Annotated in this window: 19 protein-coding genes; 18 read left to right on the forward strand and 1 reads right to left on the reverse strand. The window is 71.0% G+C overall.

The annotated features are described in order from the left end of the window. Positions 1-5 precede the first annotated feature (5 nt). The 14 genes from AB0G10_RS07110 (at position 6) to AB0G10_RS07175 (ending at position 17,445) form a co-directional block, all read left to right on the forward strand. Positions 6-605, forward strand: coding sequence for a helix-turn-helix domain-containing protein (locus AB0G10_RS07110; RefSeq protein WP_360917745.1), 600 nt, complete (start codon positions 6-8; stop codon positions 603-605). Continuing rightward, the gene (locus tag AB0G10_RS07115; RefSeq protein ID WP_360917747.1) at positions 602-1,882 is read left to right on the forward strand and encodes an MFS transporter; all 1,281 of its coding nucleotides are present in this window, start codon (positions 602-604) and stop codon (positions 1,880-1,882) included. Before AB0G10_RS07110 ends, AB0G10_RS07115 begins: the two co-directional genes overlap by 4 nt. Continuing rightward, positions 1,882-2,100 carry a hypothetical protein gene (locus tag AB0G10_RS07120; protein ID WP_014446345.1) on the forward strand — a complete coding sequence of 73 codons (219 nt, stop codon included), beginning with the start codon at positions 1,882-1,884 and terminating at the stop codon, positions 2,098-2,100. The genes AB0G10_RS07115 and AB0G10_RS07120 overlap by 1 nt, the downstream gene beginning before the upstream one ends. Positions 2,101-2,870: 770 nt before the next feature. After that, on the forward strand, positions 2,871-4,544 hold the full coding sequence (locus AB0G10_RS07125) for a replication-associated recombination protein A (RefSeq protein WP_360917749.1): 1,674 nt from the start codon (positions 2,871-2,873) through the stop codon (positions 4,542-4,544). A gap of 2,975 nt (positions 4,545-7,519) precedes the next feature. Then, on the forward strand, positions 7,520-8,113 hold the full coding sequence (locus tag AB0G10_RS07130) for a hypothetical protein (RefSeq protein WP_360917751.1): 594 nt from the start codon (positions 7,520-7,522) through the stop codon (positions 8,111-8,113). A gap of 79 nt (positions 8,114-8,192) precedes the next feature. Next, entirely contained in the window at positions 8,193-8,642 is a 450-nt protein-coding gene (locus tag AB0G10_RS07135) for a DUF948 domain-containing protein (protein ID WP_360917753.1), read from the forward strand. After that, on the forward strand, positions 8,642-8,908 hold the full coding sequence (locus AB0G10_RS07140; protein ID WP_360917755.1) for a hypothetical protein: 267 nt from the start codon (positions 8,642-8,644) through the stop codon (positions 8,906-8,908). Before AB0G10_RS07135 ends, AB0G10_RS07140 begins: the two co-directional genes overlap by 1 nt. Then, complete coding sequence (gene alaS, locus AB0G10_RS07145) at positions 8,905-11,586, forward strand: alanine--tRNA ligase (RefSeq protein ID WP_360917757.1); 2,682 nt, start codon at positions 8,905-8,907, stop codon at positions 11,584-11,586. Before AB0G10_RS07140 ends, alaS begins: the two co-directional genes overlap by 4 nt. 89 nt (positions 11,587-11,675) lie before the next feature. Next, positions 11,676-12,137: a Holliday junction resolvase RuvX gene (ruvX, locus tag AB0G10_RS07150; protein WP_360917759.1), complete on the forward strand. Its 462-nt coding sequence runs from the start codon at positions 11,676-11,678 to the stop codon at positions 12,135-12,137. Then, positions 12,138-13,319, forward strand: coding sequence for an endolytic transglycosylase MltG (gene mltG, locus AB0G10_RS07155; RefSeq protein WP_360917761.1), 1,182 nt, complete (start codon positions 12,138-12,140; stop codon positions 13,317-13,319). A gap of 220 nt (positions 13,320-13,539) precedes the next feature. Then, positions 13,540-14,721, forward strand: a complete 1,182-nt coding sequence (mltG, locus tag AB0G10_RS07160; RefSeq protein ID WP_360917763.1) for an endolytic transglycosylase MltG — start codon at positions 13,540-13,542, stop codon at positions 14,719-14,721. A 27-nt stretch (positions 14,722-14,748) separates the two neighbouring features. Next, complete coding sequence (locus tag AB0G10_RS07165) at positions 14,749-15,624, forward strand: shikimate dehydrogenase (protein WP_360917765.1); 876 nt, start codon at positions 14,749-14,751, stop codon at positions 15,622-15,624. 139 nt (positions 15,625-15,763) lie between these two features. After that, positions 15,764-16,942, forward strand: a complete 1,179-nt coding sequence (aroC, locus tag AB0G10_RS07170; protein ID WP_360917767.1) for a chorismate synthase — start codon at positions 15,764-15,766, stop codon at positions 16,940-16,942. Beyond that, positions 16,942-17,445 (forward strand): shikimate kinase, encoded by a 504-nt coding sequence (locus AB0G10_RS07175; RefSeq protein WP_360917769.1) that lies wholly within the window; start codon positions 16,942-16,944, stop codon positions 17,443-17,445. The genes aroC and AB0G10_RS07175 overlap by 1 nt, the downstream gene beginning before the upstream one ends. 362 nt (positions 17,446-17,807) lie before the next feature. Here AB0G10_RS07175 and AB0G10_RS07180 read toward each other — a convergent pair whose 3' ends face one another. Beyond that, positions 17,808-18,527 carry a Clp protease N-terminal domain-containing protein gene (locus AB0G10_RS07180; RefSeq protein ID WP_360917771.1) on the reverse strand — a complete coding sequence of 240 codons (720 nt, stop codon included), beginning with the start codon at positions 18,525-18,527 and terminating at the stop codon, positions 17,808-17,810. A gap of 70 nt (positions 18,528-18,597) precedes the next feature. On the opposite strand from AB0G10_RS07180, the gene aroB reads away from it, so the two are divergent. The 4 genes from aroB to nusB all read left to right on the forward strand — a co-directional run bounded on the left by aroB (position 18,598) and on the right by nusB (position 21,160). Then, entirely contained in the window at positions 18,598-19,677 is a 1,080-nt protein-coding gene (aroB, locus tag AB0G10_RS07185; RefSeq protein ID WP_360917773.1) for a 3-dehydroquinate synthase, read from the forward strand. After that, positions 19,674-20,093: a type II 3-dehydroquinate dehydratase gene (gene aroQ / locus AB0G10_RS07190; RefSeq protein ID WP_360917774.1), complete on the forward strand. Its 420-nt coding sequence runs from the start codon at positions 19,674-19,676 to the stop codon at positions 20,091-20,093. The genes aroB and aroQ overlap by 4 nt, the downstream gene beginning before the upstream one ends. Before the next feature lie 75 nt (positions 20,094-20,168). Then, positions 20,169-20,726, forward strand: a complete 558-nt coding sequence (gene efp / locus AB0G10_RS07195; protein WP_360917776.1) for an elongation factor P — start codon at positions 20,169-20,171, stop codon at positions 20,724-20,726. Next, positions 20,726-21,160 carry a transcription antitermination factor NusB gene (gene nusB / locus AB0G10_RS07200; RefSeq protein WP_360917778.1) on the forward strand — a complete coding sequence of 145 codons (435 nt, stop codon included), beginning with the start codon at positions 20,726-20,728 and terminating at the stop codon, positions 21,158-21,160. The genes efp and nusB overlap by 1 nt, the downstream gene beginning before the upstream one ends. Positions 21,161-21,371 lie beyond the last annotated feature (211 nt).

Genomic DNA, 21,371 nt, shown 5'->3' on the forward strand with positions numbered 1-21,371 from the left:
CAGGCATGGCAGACGAGCTGAGTCAGGTCCACCTCACCGGCAGGCAGATCCGCGTGCTGGCGCATCCGCTGCGCATCCGGATGCTCGGCAGGCTGCGGGGCGAGGGGCCGAAGACGGCCACCCAGCTGGCCGAGATGCTCAACACCAACACCGGCGCGACCAGCTATCACCTGCGGCAGCTCGCCGACGCGGGTCTGGTCGTGGAGGAGGAGCGCGCCGGCGGCGGCCGTCAGCGCTGGTGGCGTGCCGTGCACCAGCTGTCGAGCTGGCAACGCAGCGACTACACCGACGACCCGGACGCCGCGGCGGCGGCGGTGTGGCTCGAGACGTTCCAGGTCAACCGGTTCGTCGAGCTGGCCGAGGAGTGGCAACACGGCGTCTCCGCCGAGTCGGATGACTGGCGTGACGCGGGCGGCGTCTCCGACTATCTGCTGCACCTCGACCACACCCAGGTGCGCGCGCTGATGGACGAGATCGAGGCGGTGGTCGAGCGCCATGCCCGGATCGAGCCGGGGCCCGGCGCCCGTCCGATCAACCTCTATCTGGCGGCGCTGCCGAAGCCCGGCCCGAGGCAGCCCCACAAAGAAAGAGAGGTGTCGTCATGACGGTCGAGCAGGTTCGCTTCCGCTTTCTCTTCCTGCTGGGGCTGCGCTGGTTCCCCGTCGGGCTGACGATCCCGGTCCTGGTGCTGCTGCCGATCGAGCGTGGGCTCAGCATCGCCCAGGTCGGTGCGGTCGCGGCGATCCAGGGCATCACGGTCCTGGTCCTGGAGCTGCCGACCGGTGGCCTCTCCGACGCGGTCGGCCGCCGGCCGGTCCTGCTGATCGCCGGCGTGGTCAACCTCGCGTCGCTGGCGATCTGGACCTTCGCCGACTCGGTGGCCTTCTTCGCCGCGGCCTATCTCCTCCAGGGCGTCTACCGCGCACTCGACAGCGGCCCGCTCGAGGCGTGGTTCGTCGACCACGCCCTGGCCGCCGACCCGAAGGCCGACATCGAGGGCGGCCTGGCCCGCAGCGGTGTGGTGCTCGGGCTCGCCATCGCCGGTGCGGCGCTGATCAGCGGCGGTCTGGTCTGGCTGGGGCCGATCGGTCCGGTGAGCGCGCTGACCGTGCCGGTGTGCGTCGCCCTCGTGGTGAGCGCGCTCGGCACGCTGGCCGTGGCGCTGCTGATGCACGAGGAGCGCCCGGCTCGGGGCGTCGCCGCGTTCGCCGCTTCGGTGCGTGGCGTGCCCGCCGCCATCGGGGGAGCGCTGCGGCTGGCCCGCCGGTCGCGGGTCGTGATGGCGCTCATGGCGGTTGAGCTGTTCTGGAGCTTCGGGATGGTGACCTTCGAGAAACTCGTGGCGCTCCGCCTCAGCGAGGTCACCAGCTCGGAGGCGGCCGGCGCGCTGCTCGGTCCGGTCAACTCGGTGGCCTGGGCGGCGTCGGCGGCCGGCGCGGCGCTGGTCCCGCTGCTCACGCGCCGGATCGGGGCCGCCTGGTCCGGGTTCACGTTGAAGATCGTGCAGGGCGTCACGATCGTCGGGATGGGACTGTTCGCCGGTCCGGCCGGGGTGATCGGCGCTTTCCTGCTCTGTTATGCGATCCACGGCGCGGCGAACCCGGTGCACGCCGGTCTGCTGCATCGCCAGGCCGAAGGGGAGTACCGGACGAGCCTCCTCTCACTCAACTCGATGGTCGGCCAGCCCGGCTTCGCGCTCGGCGCCATCGTATTGACGGCGGTCGCCGCCAGCGCCGGGACTCCGACGGCCATCGTCGTGGGCGGCGTGGTGCTCGCCGCGGCGGCGCCGCTCTACCTGATTAGATCGAAGGAGGTGTTTCGGGAGCACTCCCAGACGGGTACCAGCAGGTCACTGGCTCTCGACTCCCCCGGAGGTACCTGATGCTCGCCATCGCTGCCGCCGTCGTCTTCGGCATCTGGCTGCTCGCTGATCTGCTGGACACGAACTTCGGCGCTCCCGACCTGTTCAACTTCCCCACGCTGGCTTCGCTCGGCCTGCTGCTGCTCTCGCTCTACCTGGCCGGCATCGGCAGCGGCCCGCGCGCAGGCACCGGCAGCAGCGGTCGCCGCTTCTACGGCCGCCGCCCCGGCCGCGGCTGACACCGGCTCCGAGGCGGGTGCCGGCTCCGGGTCGGGTGCCGGCTCCGGGTCGGGTGCCGGCTCCGGATCGAGTGCCGGCTCCGGATCGAGTGCCGGCTCCGAGTCGGGTGCCGGCTCCGAGTCGGGTGCCGGCTCCGAGTCGGGTGCCTGCTCCAGAGCTGACGCCAGCTCCAAAGTTGACGCTGGCTTCAGGGCTGATCTCGGCCGCGGCTGACGTCGGCAGCAAAGCCGACGTTCGCCTGGGGCCGGCGCCGGTTCCAAGGCCGACGTTCGCTCAGGGCCGACGTCCGCGCCAGAGCTGAGGCACCTTCGAGGGCCGATGCTTCGGTGAAGCTGACGCCCGATGCGCCATCGACCCGGGTCGTGACCGGTATTCGCCGGAACGGCTCGGGTCGAATGCTGTTCAGGATCGGTTGCGGCTTGTGGGTCGGCGCCGGCCGGTGCTGACCGATTGCTGTGAGTTGCTGGTCGGGGCCGTTCGCTGATTGTCGCGGGTCCGCTGGCGGGCGGTGGCTGGTTGCCGTTGGCTGGCTGGGTGGGTTTGGGCTGGGTGTCGTGGTGGCGACGGCTGGCTGGGTGGGTTTGGGCTGGGTGTCGTGGTGGCGACGGCTGGCTGGGTGGGTTCGGGCCGGGTGTTGTGACGGCGACGGCTGGTTGGTGGGTTCGGGCTGAGCGGTCGTTGTTGTTGCGGGGTGGCTGGGAAGGTGCTGGGAGGGCGGGGAAGTCGGCGGTTTCGGGTTGGGTCGTGGGGGCCGGTACTGTCGATTGCGATGGACACGGACGGGCTCTTCTCACTCTCGCCGGCTGGGGCTCCGGCACCGGCTCCTGGTGGGGGCGACGCTGCCGGATTCGGGACGCCTGCTGCTGACGCGCCACTGCCGGTGCGGATGCGGCCCGCCTCGCTGGACGAGCTCGTCGGGCAGGAACATCTGCTTGCGCCGGGAGCGCCGCTGCGGCAGCTGGTGACCGGGGCCAGTCCCATGTCGGTGATCCTGTGGGGGCCGCCCGGCACCGGGAAGACGACGATCGCGCATCTCGTCGCGCACGCCACCGACCGGAAGTTCGTCGCCATGTCGGCGCTCACGGCCGGGGTCAAGGACGTACGCGCGGTGATCGACACGGCGCGGCGGGAACGGCGCTACGGCGGGCCGCCGACCGTGCTCTTCATCGACGAGGTTCACCGGTTCAGCAAGACGCAGCAGGACTCGCTCCTCGCCGCCGTCGAGGACCGGACCGTCACCCTGCTCGCGGCGACCACCGAAAACCCGTACTTCTCGGTCATTTCGCCTTTGCTCTCCCGATGTGTGCTGCTGACGCTGCAGGCGCTCGGTGACGACGACGTGCGCGGCCTGGTCCGGCGCGCGATCACCGACGTGCGCGGGCTGGGAGGGGCGGTCACGCTTTCCGCCGAGGCAGAGGAGCATTTGGTACGCCTCGCGTCGGGTGACGTCCGCAAAGCGCTGACCGCCCTCGAAGCGGCCGCGGGTTCGGCGCTCGCCCAGGACGTCAAGGAGATCGACCTCGCGACGGCCGAGCGGGCCGTCGACGTCGCGGCGGTGCGCTACGACCGGGACGGCGACGCGCACTACGACGTGATCAGCGCGTTCATCAAGAGCATGCGCGGCAGCGACCCCGACGCGGCCCTGCACTGGCTCGCCCGGATGCTGGTCGCCGGCGAGGACCCGAGGTTCATCGCCCGGCGGATCGTGATCTTCGCGAGCGAGGATGTCGGGATGGCCGACCCGCAGGCGCTTCTCGTCGCCACGGCCGCTGCTCAGGCCGTACAAAATGTGGGTTTGCCTGAAGCGGGCCTGAACCTGGCTCAGGCAGTCGTGCACATGGCGACCGCGCCCAAGTCGAACAGTGTGACGGTGGCGCTCGGTGAAGCCATGGCGGACGTGCGGGCCGGCAAGGGCGGGGCGGTTCCGGCGCATCTGCGCGATGCGCACTATTCGGGGTCGAAGGGGCTCGGGCACGGGCGCGGATACCGGTATCCGCACGACGATTCGCGCGGTGTGGTGAGGCAGCAGTACGCCCCCGACGGTCTCGTGGGCACCGACTACTATCGGCCGACCGACCACGGCGCCGAACGCGCGGTGGGGGAGCGGGTGCCGCGTCTGCGCCGGATCGTGCGGGGGCTCGGGTCCGGTCCGCGGGCTTCCAGGCCGGCTGCCGCTTCGGCGGGGACGGCGGACCGTGCGGCGGGTAGTGGAGTGGCCGAGGATGCGTCACAGTTTTCGGTCGGGGTGGTGCCGGCTGCCGGGGTCTCGGAGGGCTCGGATGCCGGGGTTTCGGGCGGCTCGGAGTCGGCTGGGGGCGGGTCTGAGACTGGCTCGGATCGTGGGGCCGGCTCGGATGGTGGCGCCGGTTCGGATCTCGAGTCCGGTAGTGATGGTGTGCGGGAAGACGACAGCGGCGACGCCGCCGGGGAGGAACGACCGTGACAGCGCGGGGTGCCGATCGGCCCGACGACACCGGCCTGGGCGGTAAGAAGGGCCGGCGATTCGGGCGCGGCCGCAATGCCGAGCCGCCCGTCGAGGCGCCCGCCGAGGAGACCGGCTGGCTCGATGACCTGCGTACCGCCAAGCAGGAGCGCACCGCCATCGGTCCGGGCATGCGTCCCGGCGAAGGTCGTACGAGCAAGTCCGGCCGGGTTGCTCCGGGGCCGGACGACGCTCCCGACGACGACATCTTCCTGCCCGACCACGACGATCCGGCCGGGCGTTCCGGTGAGAGCACGGGGGCGTGGGAGCGTTCCGGTTCTGATCAGCCTGGTGGTCCTGGTCCTGTTTCTGGTGGTCCTGTTCCCGGTGGTGCTGGGCCTGGTCCTGGGCAGCAGCGGCGGGGGCCGGGGGCTGCTGGGCCGGTCTCGCCTGGGCAGATGGCGCCTGGGCAGATGGCGCCTGGGCAGCGGCCCGGGGCTGTGGGCGGGCCTCGGCCGGTGTCGGGTGGGGCTATGCCTGGTGCGCCCGGTGCTGCGGGTCCGGCGCGGCCGGCTCAGATGGGGCCGGCGCGGTCTGGTCAGGTGCCGCCTGGTCAGGTGGGACCTGGTCCTGCCGGGCCTGGACAGGTGGCTCAGGGGCAGATGCCTCGGCAGATGTCGGGTGGGCCGGCGCAGGTTGGGCAGGTTCCTCCGGGTTCGGCGCGGCCGGGTGGTGGGCCGGTCGGGCCTGGGCAGGGTGCTGGTCCGGTGGGGGCCGGAGGCGGGCAGGGGCCGGCTGGGGCTCAGCTTCCCGCCGGTGTTCGTCGTGGTGGGGCCGCGGGGGCTCGGGCGGGTGCTGGGCCGGCTGCGGGAGTCGCCGGTCCCGGTGGGCCTGCCGGTGCGGTGGTTCCGGCTTCCGGGAACGCTCCTGATGTACCCGTCGCTCCTGGTGGGCATCCTGGAATGCGGGGGCCTGGACCCAGCTCGCGGCCTGTTTCGCCCGGGGGGCGGGGGGCTGCGCCCGGTGTTCGGCCTACGTCGCCTGCGGGGCCTGCGCGTGATCGGTTCCGGCCGCATGACGGGGGTGGGGTCGATCCCGCCGTGCATCAGTCCGGTGCGATCCCGCAGGGCTTCGGGGCCGCTGACGTGGTTGATCCGTCGGTGTACCAGACCGGGCCCGTGGCTCGTGGTGCCGCACGCCCCGGTGTCGCTCCGGTCGATCCGGCCGTGCATCAGTCGGGTGCGTTGCCGCGGGGGGCCGCTCGGCCGGTCGACCCGGCGGTGCATCAGTCCGGGGCGCTGCCTCGTGGCTTCGACGGTGCTGAGCAGGACGGGCGTGGCCGAGGGCGGCGGGCTCGTGCTGAAGGAGACGGGTACGTCGAGGAGCCGACCGGGCGTCACGGTCGTGCCGGCGTGCCGGGGACCGCGGCCGGGGCCGAGGGTGACCCGGGGCATCGGGCCGGGCATGCCGCGCCGCCGCCTGCTGCTGGGCGGCACGGTGGTGGGCAGGCGGGTTCGGACACGGGCTCTCATGCGTACGTCAATCCGGGTACGGACAGTGGCGCCTACGGGGTCGTGACGCCTGAGGGGCGCAGTCGTGCCGCCCGCCGGGCCGGGAGTCAGGCCGGTACCGAGACCGGGGCGCAGCGGTTCGTGCGCCGGCGTGGGGCCGACGGTGATGGCGCGCCGGGTGCGGGTGCGCAGGTGCCGGGCGCGCAAGGTCCGGGTGTGCCGGGTCCGGGCGGAGGCCCGCAGCGTCCCGCCGGAGGGCCGCAGGGTCCGGGCGGAGGTCCGCATGGTCCTGCTGGAGGTGTGCAGGGGGCCGCTGCGGGACCGCAGGGGACTGCTCGGGGCGCGGCTGGGGCCGGGGCTCGGGGCGCGGCTGGGACCGGGGCTCAGGGCACGGCTCGGGGCGCGGCTGGGGCCGGGGCTCAGGGCACGGCTCGGGGCGCGGCTGGGGCCGGGGCTCAGGGCACGGCTCGGGCCGGGCATCACGCTGTGGAGGCCGAGCCGGGTACGGGCGGGTTCGCGCGGTCCGGGCATCGGGCCGAGGCGGATCCCGGCACCGGTACTCACGGGTTCGTCCGGCCTGGTCATCGGGCTGCGGGCGAGGGTGATGGGGACACCGGTACCCGGGGTTTCATGCGGCCGGGGCGCCGTGCTGCCGAGGTCGAGGGCGGGGAGGACACCGGTACGCGGGGGTTCGCCCGGCCTGTTCGTCATGGTGCGGAGCCTGAGGACGGCGCCGCGGGGCAGGGCGGCGGTGGGCCCCGGCGGATCGGGCCCGGGGACGGGCGTCCTGTGCGGGGCGCGGCCGCGGTGGTTCCGCCGGTGGTGCCGGGGCCGGAAGGGGTTCGTACGCCCGCGGTTCCCGGGCGGGCCGGGGCCATGGCCGACAGCACGTCCGGAGTGATCCAGCGGCCCGGTCGTGGGCCGCGGGGAGCCGAGGGCGGGCCTGAGCGCGGTGCTGGTGGGCCGGACCGGGGTGCTGCCGGTGGGCCTCGGCAGGGGCCGGCTTCGGGTTCGGCCCGGGCCGGGGTCGCGGTTCCGGGGCGTGCGGCGGTCGTTCCCGAAGGAACGGTGCCCGGGCCGGGACCGGCCGGACCGGCGGGGACGGAGACCGGCGCGGTTCGTGGGAGCGCTGGACGGGCGGTCGTCACTCCCGAGGCTCCGGGGGGCAGGGGACCCGAGAGGACCGGGCCGATCCGGGCAGGAGCTGCGGTGCCGGGCACGCCAGGAGCGCCGGGCATGCCAGGAGCGCCGGGAACGCAGGGCGGTCCGGGCACGCCGGGAGCGCCTGGTGGATCGGGGCGGCCCGAGCTGCCTGGCCGGCCGGAGCGGCTGGAGCTTCCGGGACGGGCTGCCGCCGGGGCGGAGCCGGGGAACGGCTCGGGCCCGGTGGGTTCGGGGGGCGCCACGGTGCTTTCCGACGTACCCAAGAATGAAGGCGGACTCGCCGAGCTGCGCCACCGGATGAGGACGCAGCGAAGGCTCCGCGTGGGTGTGCTGAGCACCCTCGCGGCGCTGGTGCTGCTCGTGCTGCCGGCGTTCTTCGGGATCCGGGCGATGAGCAGCGATCCGGTGTTCGCGTCACTCGATGCGCTGAACGTGCCGTCGTGGGCGTCGCAGAAGGCGCAGGATCAGGGCGTCAACAGCCGGTGGTGCTTCCTCGATTGCCGGTTCCGCGAGCGGATCGCCGAGTCGGAGCGGCCGTTCCAGGAGACGGCGGAGGCCTATGCGGGCGCTCTCACGGCGGCGGGCTGGAAGCAGTGGGACGTCGCCGACTGCCCGGAGACGCCGATCAACAAGGATGAGGGTTCCTACACCTGCTGGCGGCGTGACGAGCTGACGCTGGACCTGTACGTGAGCCTGCCCGGCTGCATGGTGGAGCAGACCACCACGCTGGCCGAGGGCGAGGAGGCCACGGCCCCGGCCGAGTGCGAGGGATCGACGGTCAGCATCAAGGTGGCCTACACGATCACCGATCAGCGCGGTAAGACGGATACGACTCCCGGGCTGACCGGGGTGACCCCGGACGCGGTGCTGCCGACCGACGATCCCCTCTTGGAGCCGACACCCGAGGCGTCGTGACGCGGGCGGTGGTCACGGACGGTAGGGTCACCTGGTTGTCCCCGCCGAACCGTGACCACCCGAAGAGGAGACGCGCTACATGGACGCCGGAGAAATCGCAGGTCTGATCGCGGCGGGCGCCTTCCTGATGCTCGTTGCCCTGCTGGCCGTGCCGATTCTCAAGCTGGGACGCACGGTGGACGCCGCCACCCGCGCCATCAACGACGTGGTGGACCACACCGGTCCGCTGCTGACCAACGTGAACACGACCGTGGAGAATGTGAACACCGCGCTCGGTCAGGTTCAGGTCTCTTTGGACGGCGTCAACGTGCAGCTCGCGAAGGTCGACACGATGACCGAGCACGCCCAGAACGTGACCGCCAACATCGCGAACCTGACCACCGTGGTGTCCGCCGCCGCGGCGAACCCGCTGGTGAAGGTCGCCTCCTTCGGGTACGGCCTGCGCAAGGCCGCCTCGGCGCGCCGGCACGCCGAGGAGGACCGTGAGGTCCGCGCCGCCATCAAGCAGCGCCGCAAGGCAGGTCGCTGATGAAGCGCCTGCTCTGGCTCGGTGTCGGCCTGGCCGTCGGCGCCATCGTGGTCCGCAAGCTCAACCAGAAGGCCAACGAGTTCACCCCCACCGGGATCGCGACGTCGCTGTCGGCGTCGGCCGGGGGGCTCGTCGAATCGCTGCGCAGCTTCGTCGACGACGTCCGCGACGGCATGGCCGAGCGGGAACAGCAGATCCACGAGGCGTTCGCCGCGGGGGAGCTGTACGAGGATAAGTTCGCCGATCTGCGCGAGGAGAACCGATGAAGACGGCAGAAGTAAAGCGGCGCTTCCTGGCGCATTTCGAGGCGAACGGGCACACCGTCGTCCCGAGTGCCCCGCTTCCTGCCATCGACGACCCGAACCTGCTGTTCATCAACGCCGGCATGGTCCAGTTCGTGCCGTACTTCCTGGGTCAGCAGACGCCGCAGTTCTCGCGGGCCGCGAGCGTGCAGAAGTGCATCCGCACGCCGGACATCGACGAGGTCGGCAAGACCTCCCGGCACGGCACGTTCTTCCAGATGAACGGCAACTTCTCGTTCGGCGACTACTTCAAGGCCGGGGCGATCCCGCTGGCCTGGGAGCTGTCCACGAAGCCGGTCGAGCAGGGCGGCTTCGGCCTCGACCCGGAGAAGATCTGGGCGACCGTCTACCTCGACGACGACGAGGCCATCGAGATCTGGAAGCAGACCGGCATGCCGGCCGAGCGGATCGTGCGCCGCGGCAAGAAGGACAACTTCTGGTCGATGGGCATCCCCGGCCCGGCCGGTCCGTGCTCCGAGCTCTACTACGACCGCGGCCCGGCGTACGGCGCCGAGGGTGGCCCGGAGGTCGACGAGGACCGGTACCTGGAGTTCTGGAACCTGGTCTTCATGCAGCACGAGATCACCGACGTGAAGTCGAAGGAGGAGTTCCGGATCGTCGGTGACCTCCCGAAGCAGAACATCGACACCGGCATGGGCCTGGAGCGCATCGCCTCGATCCTGCAGGGCGTCGACAACCTGTACGAGATCGACGAGGTGCGGCCGATCCTGGCGAAGGCCGCCGAGATGACCGGCAAGAAGTACGGCGCCCACTCCGGCCACGCGGCCAACCAGAGCCACCCGGACGACGTGCGGCTGCGGGTCATCGCCGACCACGTGCGGACCTCGCTCATGCTGATCGGCGACGGCGTCACCCCGTCGAACGAGGGCCGCGGCTACGTGCTGCGCCGGATCATGCGCCGCGCCATCCGGGCGATCCGCCTGCTCGGCTGGCAGGAGGAGGCGCTGCCGATCCTGCTGCCGATCGCGCGGGACTGCATGTCGCCGTCGTACCCGGAGCTGGCGAAGGAGTTCGGCCGGATCTCCACGTACGCGTACGCGGAGGAGGACGCGTTCCTCTCCACGCTGAAGGCCGGGACCACGATCCTGGACGTGGCGATCGCCGAGACCAAGTCGTCCGGAGGAACGTCGCTCAAGGGTGACAAGGCCTTCCAGCTGCACGACACCTACGGCTTCCCGATCGACCTCACCCTGGAGATCGCGGCCGAGCAGGGCCTGAAGGTCGACGAGGAGGGCTTCCGCCGGCTCATGGCCGACCAGCGCTCCCGGGCCAAGGCGGACGCGGCGGCGCGCAAGACCGGCCACGCGGACCTGTCGGCGTACCGGTCGGCGCTGGACGAGGGCGGCGCGGTCGAGTTCACCGGCTACCAGGAGATCTCCCGGGAGTCTCGGGTCCGTTCGCTGATCGGCTCCTCCGGCCGGGTCGAGGTCGCCGGCGAGGGCGACTTCGTCGAGCTGGTCCTCGACACCACCCCGTTCTACGCCGAGGGCGGCGGCCAGCAGGCCGACACCGGCTTCATCAACGTGGGCGGCGGCCGGCTCGAGATCGTCGACGTGCAGCAGCCCATCCCGGGCCTGATCGTGCACAAGGCGCGGGTGCTCAGCGGTGAGGTGCGGGCCGGCGAGACCGGCTTCGCGGAGATCGACATCGACCGCCGCCGGGCCATCTCGCGCTCGCACACGGCGACCCACCTGGTGCACCAGACCATGCGGAACTTCCTCGGCGAGTCGGCGACCCAGGCGGGCTCGCTGAACGCGCCGGGCCGCCTGCGGTTCGACTTCAACACCCCGGGCGCGGTCTCCCCGACGGTGCTGCACGACGTGGAGCAGCAGATCAACGAGGTGCTGCTGCGCGACCTCGAGGTCAACGCGTTCATCACCTCCCAGGAGGAGGCGCGCCGGCTCGGCGCGATGGCGCTGTTCGGCGAGAAGTACGGCGACGAGGTCCGGGTGGTCGAGGTCGGCGACTACGCCCGCGAGCTGTGCGGTGGCACGCACGTGGCGCGCTCCGGCCAGCTGGGCCTCGTGAAGATCCTCAACGAGTCGTCGATCGGCTCCGGCGTCCGCCGGGTCGAGGCGCTCGTCGGCATCGACGCGTTCGGCTTCCTGGCGAAGGAGCACCTGCTGATCTCCCGGCTCGCCGAGCTGTTCCGGGTTCCGGCCGACCAGGTCGGCGACCGGGTCGAGCACACCGTGGCGGCGCTGCGGGACGCCGAGAAGGAGCTCGAGAAGATGCGGGCCCAGATGGTGCTCGCGAACGCCGGCGGCCTCGCCGAGGCGGCGAAGAACCTGGACGGGGTGGCGTACGTCGGCACCGAGGCGCCCGAGGGCGCGGCCGGCAACGACGTCCGGACCCTGGCCCAGGAGATCCGCGGCAAGATCGACCCGGCGCGTCCGGCGGTCGTCGCCGTGACAGCGCGCTCCGGGGGCAAGGCGTCACTGATCGTAGCGATCAACGGCGCCGCCAAGACGCGCGGACTTTCGGCGTCGGACCTGGTCAAGGCGGCCCTTTCGGGTCGTGGCGGGGGCAATGCGGACCTTGCTCAGGGTGGCGGCGTTCCCGCAGGCGAAGCGGCTAAGCTCTTGGGCGCGATCGAGAAGGCGATCATCGAAACGAGCTGATAGCGGCTCCGTGCGATCGGTGGCTACTCTTCGCGTCGTAGCTTGATCGACACTTGGAGGCGCGTGTTGCCGCAGTGCAGGATGATGGCGTGACGCAGCGCTTCGTTCGAGGCGTACGTCTCGGCGTGGATGTGGGCCAGGTGCGGGTCGGGGTCGCCAGGTGCGACCCCGACGGCATCCTGGCCAGTCCGGTGAAGACCGTTCCGCGGGATCTGACGACCGGCGAGGACGGGATTCCGGCGGACATGACGGAGCTCGCGGGGCTGATCGCGGAGTTCGAGGCGACCGAGGTCGTCGTCGGGCTCCCGGTCGCCCTGAACGGGCGCGAGGGTGTGGCGGCCGGCCACATCCGCGCGTACGCGGAACGGCTCGGCGCGGTCATCGCGCCGGTGCCGATCGTGTTGACCGACGAGCGCATGTCGACCGTCGTCGCCAGCCGGAGGCTGTCCGAGCGAGGCGTGAAAGGCCGGCGTCAGCGAGCGGTCGTGGACCAGGCGGCCGCCGTCGAGATCCTGCAGAGCTGGCTGGACGCGCGGCGGAGGCAGAGCTAATTGATCGACGAGCAGCTGGATCTCAGCTTCGAGGGAACCGCCGACCGGGGCCGATGGCGACATCGGAAGAAGGAGGGCGGCGGCCGTACCTTTGTCGCGTTCTTCCTGGTCCTCTTGCTCTTCGGAGCTCTCGGCGGGGGCGCCTGGTACGGCTTCGACAAGGTGAGCGGCTATTTCACCGCTGCCGACTTCGACGGGCCCGGCAGCGGCGAGGCCGTCGTCGAGGTGAAGTCCGGTGACAGCGCGACCGCCATCGGCGAGACACTGTATTCCGAGGGCGTCGTCAAGAGCGCGGCCGCGTTCGTGAACGCCGCCAAGGACAATCCCGACAGCAAGAACATTCAGGTCGGATCGTATCTCCTGAAGAAGGAGATGAAGGCGAGCGACGCGCTGACCGCGCTGCTCGACCTGAAGAACCTGAACGTCCACCGGGTCACGCTGCCCGAGGGGCTCACCTACCTCCAGGTCTACGACCGTCTGTCGAAGGAGACCGGCATCCCGGTCGACGACTTCAAGAAGGCCGGCAAGGACCCGGAGGCGCTCGGCGTTCCCTCGCTGTGGTTCAAGCGCGGCGACGGCAAGAAGATCGACAAGACGAACATCGAGGGCTTCCTGTACCCGGCGACGTACGAGATCGCCAAGGACGCCACCGCCGAGGACGTCCTCAAGCAGGTCGTGAAGAACTTCAACGCCGAGATGGACGAGCTGAAATTCCCGGACACGGTCACCGAGAAGCTCAAGATCTCTCCGTACGAGGCTCTGGTCGCGGCGTCGATCGCGCAGGTCGAGGCGCTGCTGGACGAGGACATGGGCCCGGTCGCGCGGGTGCTCTACAACCGGGCGTACACCGGGAACTTCCCGTGCGAGTGCCTCCAGCTGGACAGCACCGTCAACTACTGGCTGCGGCTCAGCGGCAAGGACGCCAAGTCGTCGGACAAGCTGCTCGCCTCGGAGCTGCACGACCCGAAGAACCCGTACAACTACGACGTCAAGGGGATGGCGATCGGTCCGATCAGCAATCCGGGTGACGTCGCGCTCCGCGGGGCGATGAACCCCAAGAAGAGTGACTACTACTTCTTCGTGACGGTGAACGAGAAGGGCGCCATGGCGTACGGGAAAACCTTCGCCGACCACGAGAAGAACATCCAGGAGGCCTGTAAGAACGGCATCCCGATCTGCTGAGGTTGATCACTCACGGCGACCACCGGACCGCGTGTCCGGTGGTCGCGGCGTTTCGTGGGCGCTGCCGCCGCGTTAGTCATCCGTGCTCCGGGTGAATTCTTTCGACGGAGAGTGACCGCCCGGAGGCGTAGGGTCGCTGGGGTGGGCGGCAGGGCATCGATGTGGGTATGGTGCGCCTCAGTGCCAAGCCGGCTGGGACAGGCAGCGGAGGCGAAACGAAGTGATCGACGAACTCGATGTGGCGTTCGAAGAGGACGCCGAGCGGAGCAAACCGCGACGTCACCGCGCCGGTAAGGGCGGGGGCAAGTCGGCGGTCGCGCTGCTGCTGACCTTCCTGCTCCTGGCGGGGCTGGGAGGCGGGATCTACCTGGGCTACACCAAGGTGCGCAGCATCTTCGTGGCCGCCGACTACAGCGGCCCGGGCACCGAGGCCGCCGAGGTCGTGATCCCGAAGAACGCGTCGCTCACCGAGATCGGCAACGTGCTCGTCGAGGCGGACGTCGTGAAGAGCACGAAGGCGTTCACGAACGCGGCCGAGGACGAGCCGCGCAGCAAGAACATCCAGTCCGGGACGTACAACCTGCGCAGGCAGATGGCGTCGAAGGACGCGGTGGCGCTGCTCCTCGACCCGGCGACCCGGGTCGCCAAGGGCGTGACGATCCCCGAGGGGAAGACCGCCAAGCAGACGTACGAGCTTCTCGCGAAGGCCACCGGTCACCCGGTCAAGGACTTCGAGGAGGCCGCGAAGGACCCCGAGGCGCTCGGCGTGCCGGACTGGTGGTTCAAGCGCACCGACGGCAAGCAGGTCTCCAAGACGGCCGAGGGCTTCCTCTTCCCGGACACCTACGAGTTCGACCCGAAGGCCACGCCCGACCAGGTGCTGCGGACCATGGTCGACCACTTCCTGACCGTCACCGGTGAGATCGGGTTCGCCGACGACGTGCAGAAGAACCTCAAGGTCTCACCGTACGAGGCGCTGATCGTCGCCTCGCTGGCCCAGGCCGAGGCGGGCATCGCCCCCGACCAGCCGAAGGTCGCCCGGGTGGCGTACAACCGCGCCTACAAGGAGAAGATCCCGCTCCAGTTCGACGTCACGACGAACTACTGGCTCGAGCTCAACGGCAAGGATCCCAAGCACTCCGGTGAACTCCTCACCAAGGAGATGGAGGATCCGAAGAACCCGTACAACACCGAGACCGTGAAGGGCCTGCCGGTCGGGCCGATCAACAGCCCGGGCAAGAGCGCGCTGACCGGGGCGATGAAGCCGACGGCCGGCCCGTGGCTGTTCTTCGTGGCGATCGATCCGAAGACCGGTGAGTCGGCGTTCGCGACGACCAACGAGGAGCACGACAAGAACATCCAGAAGGCGTGCGCCAACGGGATCAACCTCTGCGGAAAGTGAGTGACACGGTTCCGTAAAGTGAGCCGCGTGCAGAGCCAAGACGAGACCCCGATCACGCGGAAGGCCGCGGTGTGCGGCAAGCCGATCGCCCACTCGCTCTCACCGGTCATCCACAATGCCGGGTTCGCCGCGGCCGGCCTGACCGGGTGGAGCTACGAGGCGATCGAGTGCGCCGAGTCGGAGCTGCCCGATCTGGTGGCCGGCCTCGGCCCGGAGTGGGCCGGCCTGTCGCTCACCATGCCGCTCAAGGAGGCCGCGCTGCGGATCGCCGCGGTGGCCACCCCGGTGGCGATCGCCGCGGGCGTCGCGAACACGCTGGTCCGGCAGGACGACGGCTCGTGGCACGCCGACAACACCGACATCGGCGGGATGGTCCGGGTGCTGCGCGAGGCCGGTCTGGGCGTGAGCCGCGGCCGGCACGCGCGCAAGGAGGCGCCGCCGCGGATCACCGTGCTCGGTGGCGGCGGGACCGCGCGGGCGGCGCTCGCCGCCGCGTCCGAGCTGGGCGCCTCGGCCGTGACCGTGGTGACCCGGCGTGCGGAGGCGCGCGACGAGCTCGCCCCGGTCGCGGTGGCGCTCGGCCTCACCGTCGAGAGCCTGCCCTGGTCGCGGGCCGGGGAGGCGTTCGACGCCGACGCGGTGATCTCCACGGTGCCGAAGGGGGCCGCCGACGAGCTGGCCGGCGTCGTCTCCTGGCAGCCGGGCAGCGTGTACTTCGACGCGCTCTACGACCCGTGGCCGACGCCGCTCGCCGCCGCCGCGATGAAGGCCGGCGTGACCGTCCACTCCGGCCTGGACCTGCTGCTGGCGCAGGCGCTCAGTCAGTTCGAGCAGTTCACCGGCGTACCCGAGGCGCCTGAAGCCGCCATGAAGGCGGCGCTGGACGAAGCCGCTCGCCTCTGATCTCGATCTTGTGAATCTGTGCGGGACCGGTCCCGCGCCGATTCACAAGATCGCGGGAGGGGTCTCGGGAGGGGTCTCGGAGAGCGGGATGGGATCGGCCGCTTGATGGGACGATCCGGCGCTGTGCCAGACTCAGGGCGTGTTGCGCTGGCTTACCGCAGGTGAATCGCACGGCCCGGCTCTCGTCGCGCTGCTGGAGGGTGTCCCCGCCGGCGTGGAGGTGACGAGCGCGGACATCATGCGCGATCTCGTCCGCCGCCGCCTCGGTTACGGGCGTGGCGCCCGGATGAAGTTCGAGCAGGACGAGCTCGAGATCATCGGCGGCATCCGCCACGGGGTCACGCAGGGCAGCCCGGTCGCTCTGCGGGTGGGCAACAGCGAGTGGCCCAAGTGGGAGACGGTCATGGCCGCCGACCCGGTCGACCCGGACGTGCTCGCCTCGCAGGCCCGCAACGAGGCGCTGACCCGGCCCCGGCCCGGTCACGCCGACCTGGCCGGCATGCAGAAGTACGGGCACACCGACGCCCGGCCGATCCTGGAACGCGCGAGCGCCCGGGAGACCGCGGCCCGCGTCGCCGTCGGCGTCGTCGCCAAGCAGCTGATCAAGCAGGCGCTCGGCATCGAGATCGTCTCGCACGTGATCGAGCTGGGCTCGGTCGCCGCGAAGCCGGGCGTGCTGCCCACCCCCGACGACTTCGACCGGATCGACGCCGACCCGCTGCGCTGCCTCGACCCGGAGGCGAGCGAGCGGATGGTCGCCGAGGTCGACGCCGCGAAGAAGGACGCCGACACCCTGGGCGGCATCGTCGAGGTGCTCGCTTACCACGTACCCCCGGGTCTTGGCTCTCATGTGCAGTGGGACCGCAAGCTGGACGCTCGTCTGGCGACCGCGCTCATGTCGATCCAGTCGGTGAAGGGTGTCGAGATCGGTGACGGCTTCACCCAGGCCCGCTCGCGCGGCTCGGTGGCGCACGACGAGATCGTCCCGGGTGAGGGCGGCGTGCGGCGGCTCACCGACCGGGCCGGCGGCCTCGAAGGCGGCATCACGAACGGCGAGCCGCTGCGGGTCCGCGCCGCGCTCAAGCCGATCTCGTCGCTGAACCGGGCACTGCAGACCGTCGACATCGTCACGGGCGAGCCGGCCACCGCGATCAACCAGCGCTCCGACGTCTGCGCGGTGCCGGCCGGAGCCGTCGTCGCCGAGGCGATGGTCGCCCTGGTGCTCGCCGAGGCCGCCACCGAGAAGTTCGGCGGCGACTCGGTCGCGGAGATCAAGCGCAACCTGGCCTCGTACCTCGAGAACCTGGTCATCCGCTGATGGCTCCCGCCGTGGTCCTGGTCGGCGTCATGGGCGCCGGCAAGACCACCGTCGGCGCCGCCCTCGCCGACCGGCTCGGCCTGCCGTTCGCCGACACCGACACGGTCATCGAGGAGCGGGCCGGCAAGCCGATCCCGGAGATCTTCGTGGATGACGGCGAGGAAGCCTTCCGCTCTCTCGAGCGTCAGATCGTGGCGGAGTCGCTGGAGACCTTCGCGGGCGTGCTCGCGCTGGGCGGCGGCGCCATCCTCGACGAGGGTACGAGGGGACTGCTGCGTTCCCACCGCGTGGTCTTCCTGACCGTCGAACTGTCCGACGCCATCAAACGGGTCGGCCTCGGGGCGGGGCGACCGCTGCTCGCGATCAATCCGCGGGCGACGCTGCGGCACCTGATGGAGCAGCGGAGGCCGCTCTATCTCGAGGTGGCCACCCACACCGTGGCCACCGACGGCCGCGACCCGGCCGAGCTGGCCGAGGAGATCGCCGGTCTGATCAAGAGCTAGGGGGCGGCGCCCGGCTACGCCTACCACTCGACGCCGGCCCGCACCGAAATCCTGGCCGGCGAGTTCTGGCGGCGCGCCCACGCCTGATTCACCGGCCAGAGAATCACCGTTCGCCGGGTCCTGCTACATCTCCCGTCTCCGGCACCAGACCGGCGCGGCGCTCGGAGCCCGCGTGATGAGCACCCACCCCTACCGACCCCGAACACCTAGCACGCCACGGGGCGGTTGCTCGCGTCGTCCACAGCGGCGGGTCGTCCACAGGGCGTTCCGCGGAGATCGCCCCCAGCCGTCACACTGCCAGCGGGGGCTTCCCCCTGGGATGGGTGGGACTGGTTGGTTGAGGGCTGGTAAGGACTGATCGGCTAGTTGAGTCTCTCCTCCAAGCGCTCGATGCGTTCCACCAGTGGCGCCATCTCGGCCCGCACCGCAGTCATCAACGCCGAAGCCGGCGCCCCACCGGCCGGGTCACTGGCGGCCGCTCGCAAATGCGCATACCCGGCCAGCGCGGCGGCCACCGCCCGCCGGGCCGCCTTGCCGTCGACGGCCCGGGAGCGGAGGAGGTCGCCGGCGCCGCCGTCGGGTTCGGCGGCGAGGCCGATGAGCAGGTGCTCGCAGCCGACGTAGTTGTGGCCGAGGCCGATCGCCTCGCCGACGGCCAGTTCCAGGGCGACCGCTGCGGGGGCGCTGAAGCGCAGGCCGCCGCCGGTGGTGGCGGGTTCCGGGGTGGCGGGTGCGGTGAGGGAGCCGGGAGCCACGTCGAGCGCGGTGAGCACCTGCAGGCCGAGGTTCTGGTTCTCGTCGAGCATCCCGTGCAGCAGGTCGCCGGTGGTGACCGACGAGGCGCCGGACTCCTGGGCGCGGCGGGCCGCGAGGGTGAGCACGATGACGAGGCGGCCGGTGAAGGTGGGCAGCCTCTCGGACAGCCGGTCGGGGTCGAGGTCGCTGAGCACGGCCTGGCGGATCGTGGTGATGCGGCGGACGGCCTGTTCGAGGGCGCGCTGGCAGATCGGGGACACGGGCAGGCCGGTGTCGCGGACGGCGTCGGCGAGGTCGTCGGGAAGGTACACGTTGATTTTCGGCATGCGACTGTTGTAACCCCTTGCGGGTTATCTGTATATAACCCCACTCCGGCCGACGGTGCGCGCCGATAGGGTGACACCCGTGGTGACGCGGATTTCCGTGACGGGTGACCGTCCGTATGACGTGATCGTCGGGCGTGGACTCCAGGGGGAGCTGCCCGGCCTGATCGAGGGCGCCGCGCGGGTCGCCGTGCTGCACCCGCCGACGCTGGGTGAGCGCGCCGAGGCCGTCGCGGAGGTGGCTCGTGACGCCGGGATGACCGTCGTGCCGATCGAGGTGCCGGACGCCGAGCGGGGCAAGTCGATCGAGGTGGCGGCCCAGTGCTGGGACGAGCTCGGCGCGGCCGGCTTCACCCGTACGGATGTGGTCGTGGGTGTCGGTGGTGGCGCCACCACCGACCTGGCCGGCTATGTCGCCGCGGCCTGGCTGCGCGGCGTGCGCTGGGTGCCGGTGGCGACCTCGGTGGCCGGCATGGTCGACGCCGCGGTCGGCGGGAAGACCGCCGTGAACATCGCGGCCGGCAAGAACCTGGTCGGCGCGTTCCATCCGCCGGCCGGCGTGCTCTGCGACCTGGACGCGCTGGACACCCTGCCCGCCGCCGACATCGCGGCCGGGATGGCCGAGGTCGCGAAGGGCGGCTTCATCGCCGACCCGCGGATCCTCGAGCTGATCGAGGCCGACCCTCAGGCCGCGCTCGACCCGCGCAGCGACGTTCTGCGGGAGCTGGTGGAGCGCAAGATCAAGGTCAAGGCGTACGTCGTGAGCGTCGACCTCGAGGAGTCCGGCCTCCGGGAGATCCTCAACTACGGGCACACGCTGGGCCACGCGATCGAACGCCGGGAGAAGTACACCTGGAAGCACGGGGACGCGATCTCCGTGGGCCTGGTCTTCGCCGCCGAGCTGGGGCGGCTCAGCGGCCGGCTCGACGACGCGACCGCCGACCGCCATCGCGCGGTGCTGGAATCGCTCGGCTTGCCCACGGCGTACGAAAAAGAGGCCTGGACCGAACTCCTGCCCGCCATGCGCGTCGACAAGAAGGCGCGGGCAGCCACCTTGCGGTTCGTGGTTCTGGATGGCCTGGCGAAGCCGGGCATCCTGGCCGGGCCGGACGAGGAGCTGCTGGAGCGGGCCTACGCGGCGGTGGCGCGATGATCTATGTGCTGAACGGGCCGAACCTGGGCCGGCTGGGGCTGCGCGAGCCGGGGATCTACGGCTCGTCGACCTACCAGGATCTGGCCGAGATGTGCCAGACCGTCGCCGAGGACCTCGGCCTGACGATCGAGGTGCGGCAGACCAACGCCGAGCACGAGATGCTCGAATGGCTGTATCAGGCCGCGGACGAGGGCGCCGACGTGGTGCTGAACCCGGGCGCCTGGACGCACTACAACTACGCGGTCCGCGACGCCTGCGCCATGCTGCGCGGCAAGCTCGTCGAGGTGCACATCTCGAACGTGCACACCCGTGAGGAGTTCCGGCACCATTCGGTGATTTCCCCCGTGGCGACCGGTGTGATCGCGGGACTCGGCTTCGACGGTTATCGCCTCGCCCTGGAACATATCGCCCGGTAGGCCCGATTCGCTGGGAACGGCCGCCCGCCGGTAGACTCGTTCGGTCACCGATACGCTTCAAGATCAAGGCAGGACATGGCTTCCACCAACGACCTGAAGAACGGCCTGGTGCTCAACCTCGACAAGGAGCTTTGGACTGTCGTTGAGTTCCAGCACGTCAAGCCGGGTAAGGGTCCGGCGTTCGTGCGCACCACGCTGAAGCACGTCCTGTCCGGCAAGGTCGTCGACAAGACCTTCAACGCGGGCACCAAGGTCGACACCGCGACCGTGGACAAGCGGACGATGCAGTACCTGTACCAGGACGGCGACGACTACGTCTTCATGGACCTGGACACCTACGACCAGATCCACGTCTCCGGTGGCACGGTCGGCGAGGCCGCGAACTACCTGCTCCCCGAGGCCGAGGCCACCGTCGCGCTGCACGAGGGCGTCCCGCTCTACATCGAGCTTCCGACCAGCGTGTTCCTCGAGGTCACCTACACCGAGCCGGGTCTGCAGGGCGACCGCTCCACCGGCGGCACCAAGCCGGCCACGGTCGAGACCGGCGCCACCGTTCAGGTTCCGCTCTTCATCACCACCGGTGAGAAGATCAAGGTCGACACCCGCGACGGCCGCTACCTCGGCCGCAGCTGATGGCCGAAGGTCCCAAGAAGGAACGGCTCGCGCGTCGCAAGGCGCGCAAGCGAGCGCTCGACGTCCTCTTCGAGGCGGACCTGCGTGACCTTCCGCCGAGCCAGGTGCTCGTCACCTACCTCGACCGGATCGCCAAGCCCCACCCGGAGCACATGGGCTACGCCACCGAGCTGATCGAGGGCGTCGCCAAGCACCTGGACCGGATCGACGAGCTGATCGCCAGCTACGCGGAGGGCTGGACGATCGATCGGATGCCGACGGTCGACCGGAACCTGGCGCGGATCGCGGTCTTCGAGCTGCTGTACGTCCCGGACGTCGACGACCCGGTGGCCATCACCGAGGCCGTCGAGCTGGCGAAGGAGATGTCGACCGACGACAGCCCGCGCTTCCTGAACGGGCTGCTCGACCGGATCGCCGCGTTCGCCACGCGCTGAGCACCCGGCCCGGACCTCGTGGTCCGGGCCGTTTCGCGTTCCCGGGCCGGCGCTGCCCGCGTCCGCTCTGCCCGCGCCTGCTCTGCCCGCGCCTGCCCGCTCGCGTCCGCCCCTGTTCTGCCCGCGCCTGCCCGCTCGCGTCCGCCCCTGTTCTGCCCGCGCCTGCCCGCTCGCGTCCGCCCCTGTTCTGCCCGCGCCTGCCCGCTCGCGT

Source organism: Actinoplanes sp. NPDC023714 (assembly GCF_040639855.1).
Taxonomy (GTDB): Bacteria; Actinomycetota; Actinomycetes; order Mycobacteriales; family Micromonosporaceae; genus Actinoplanes.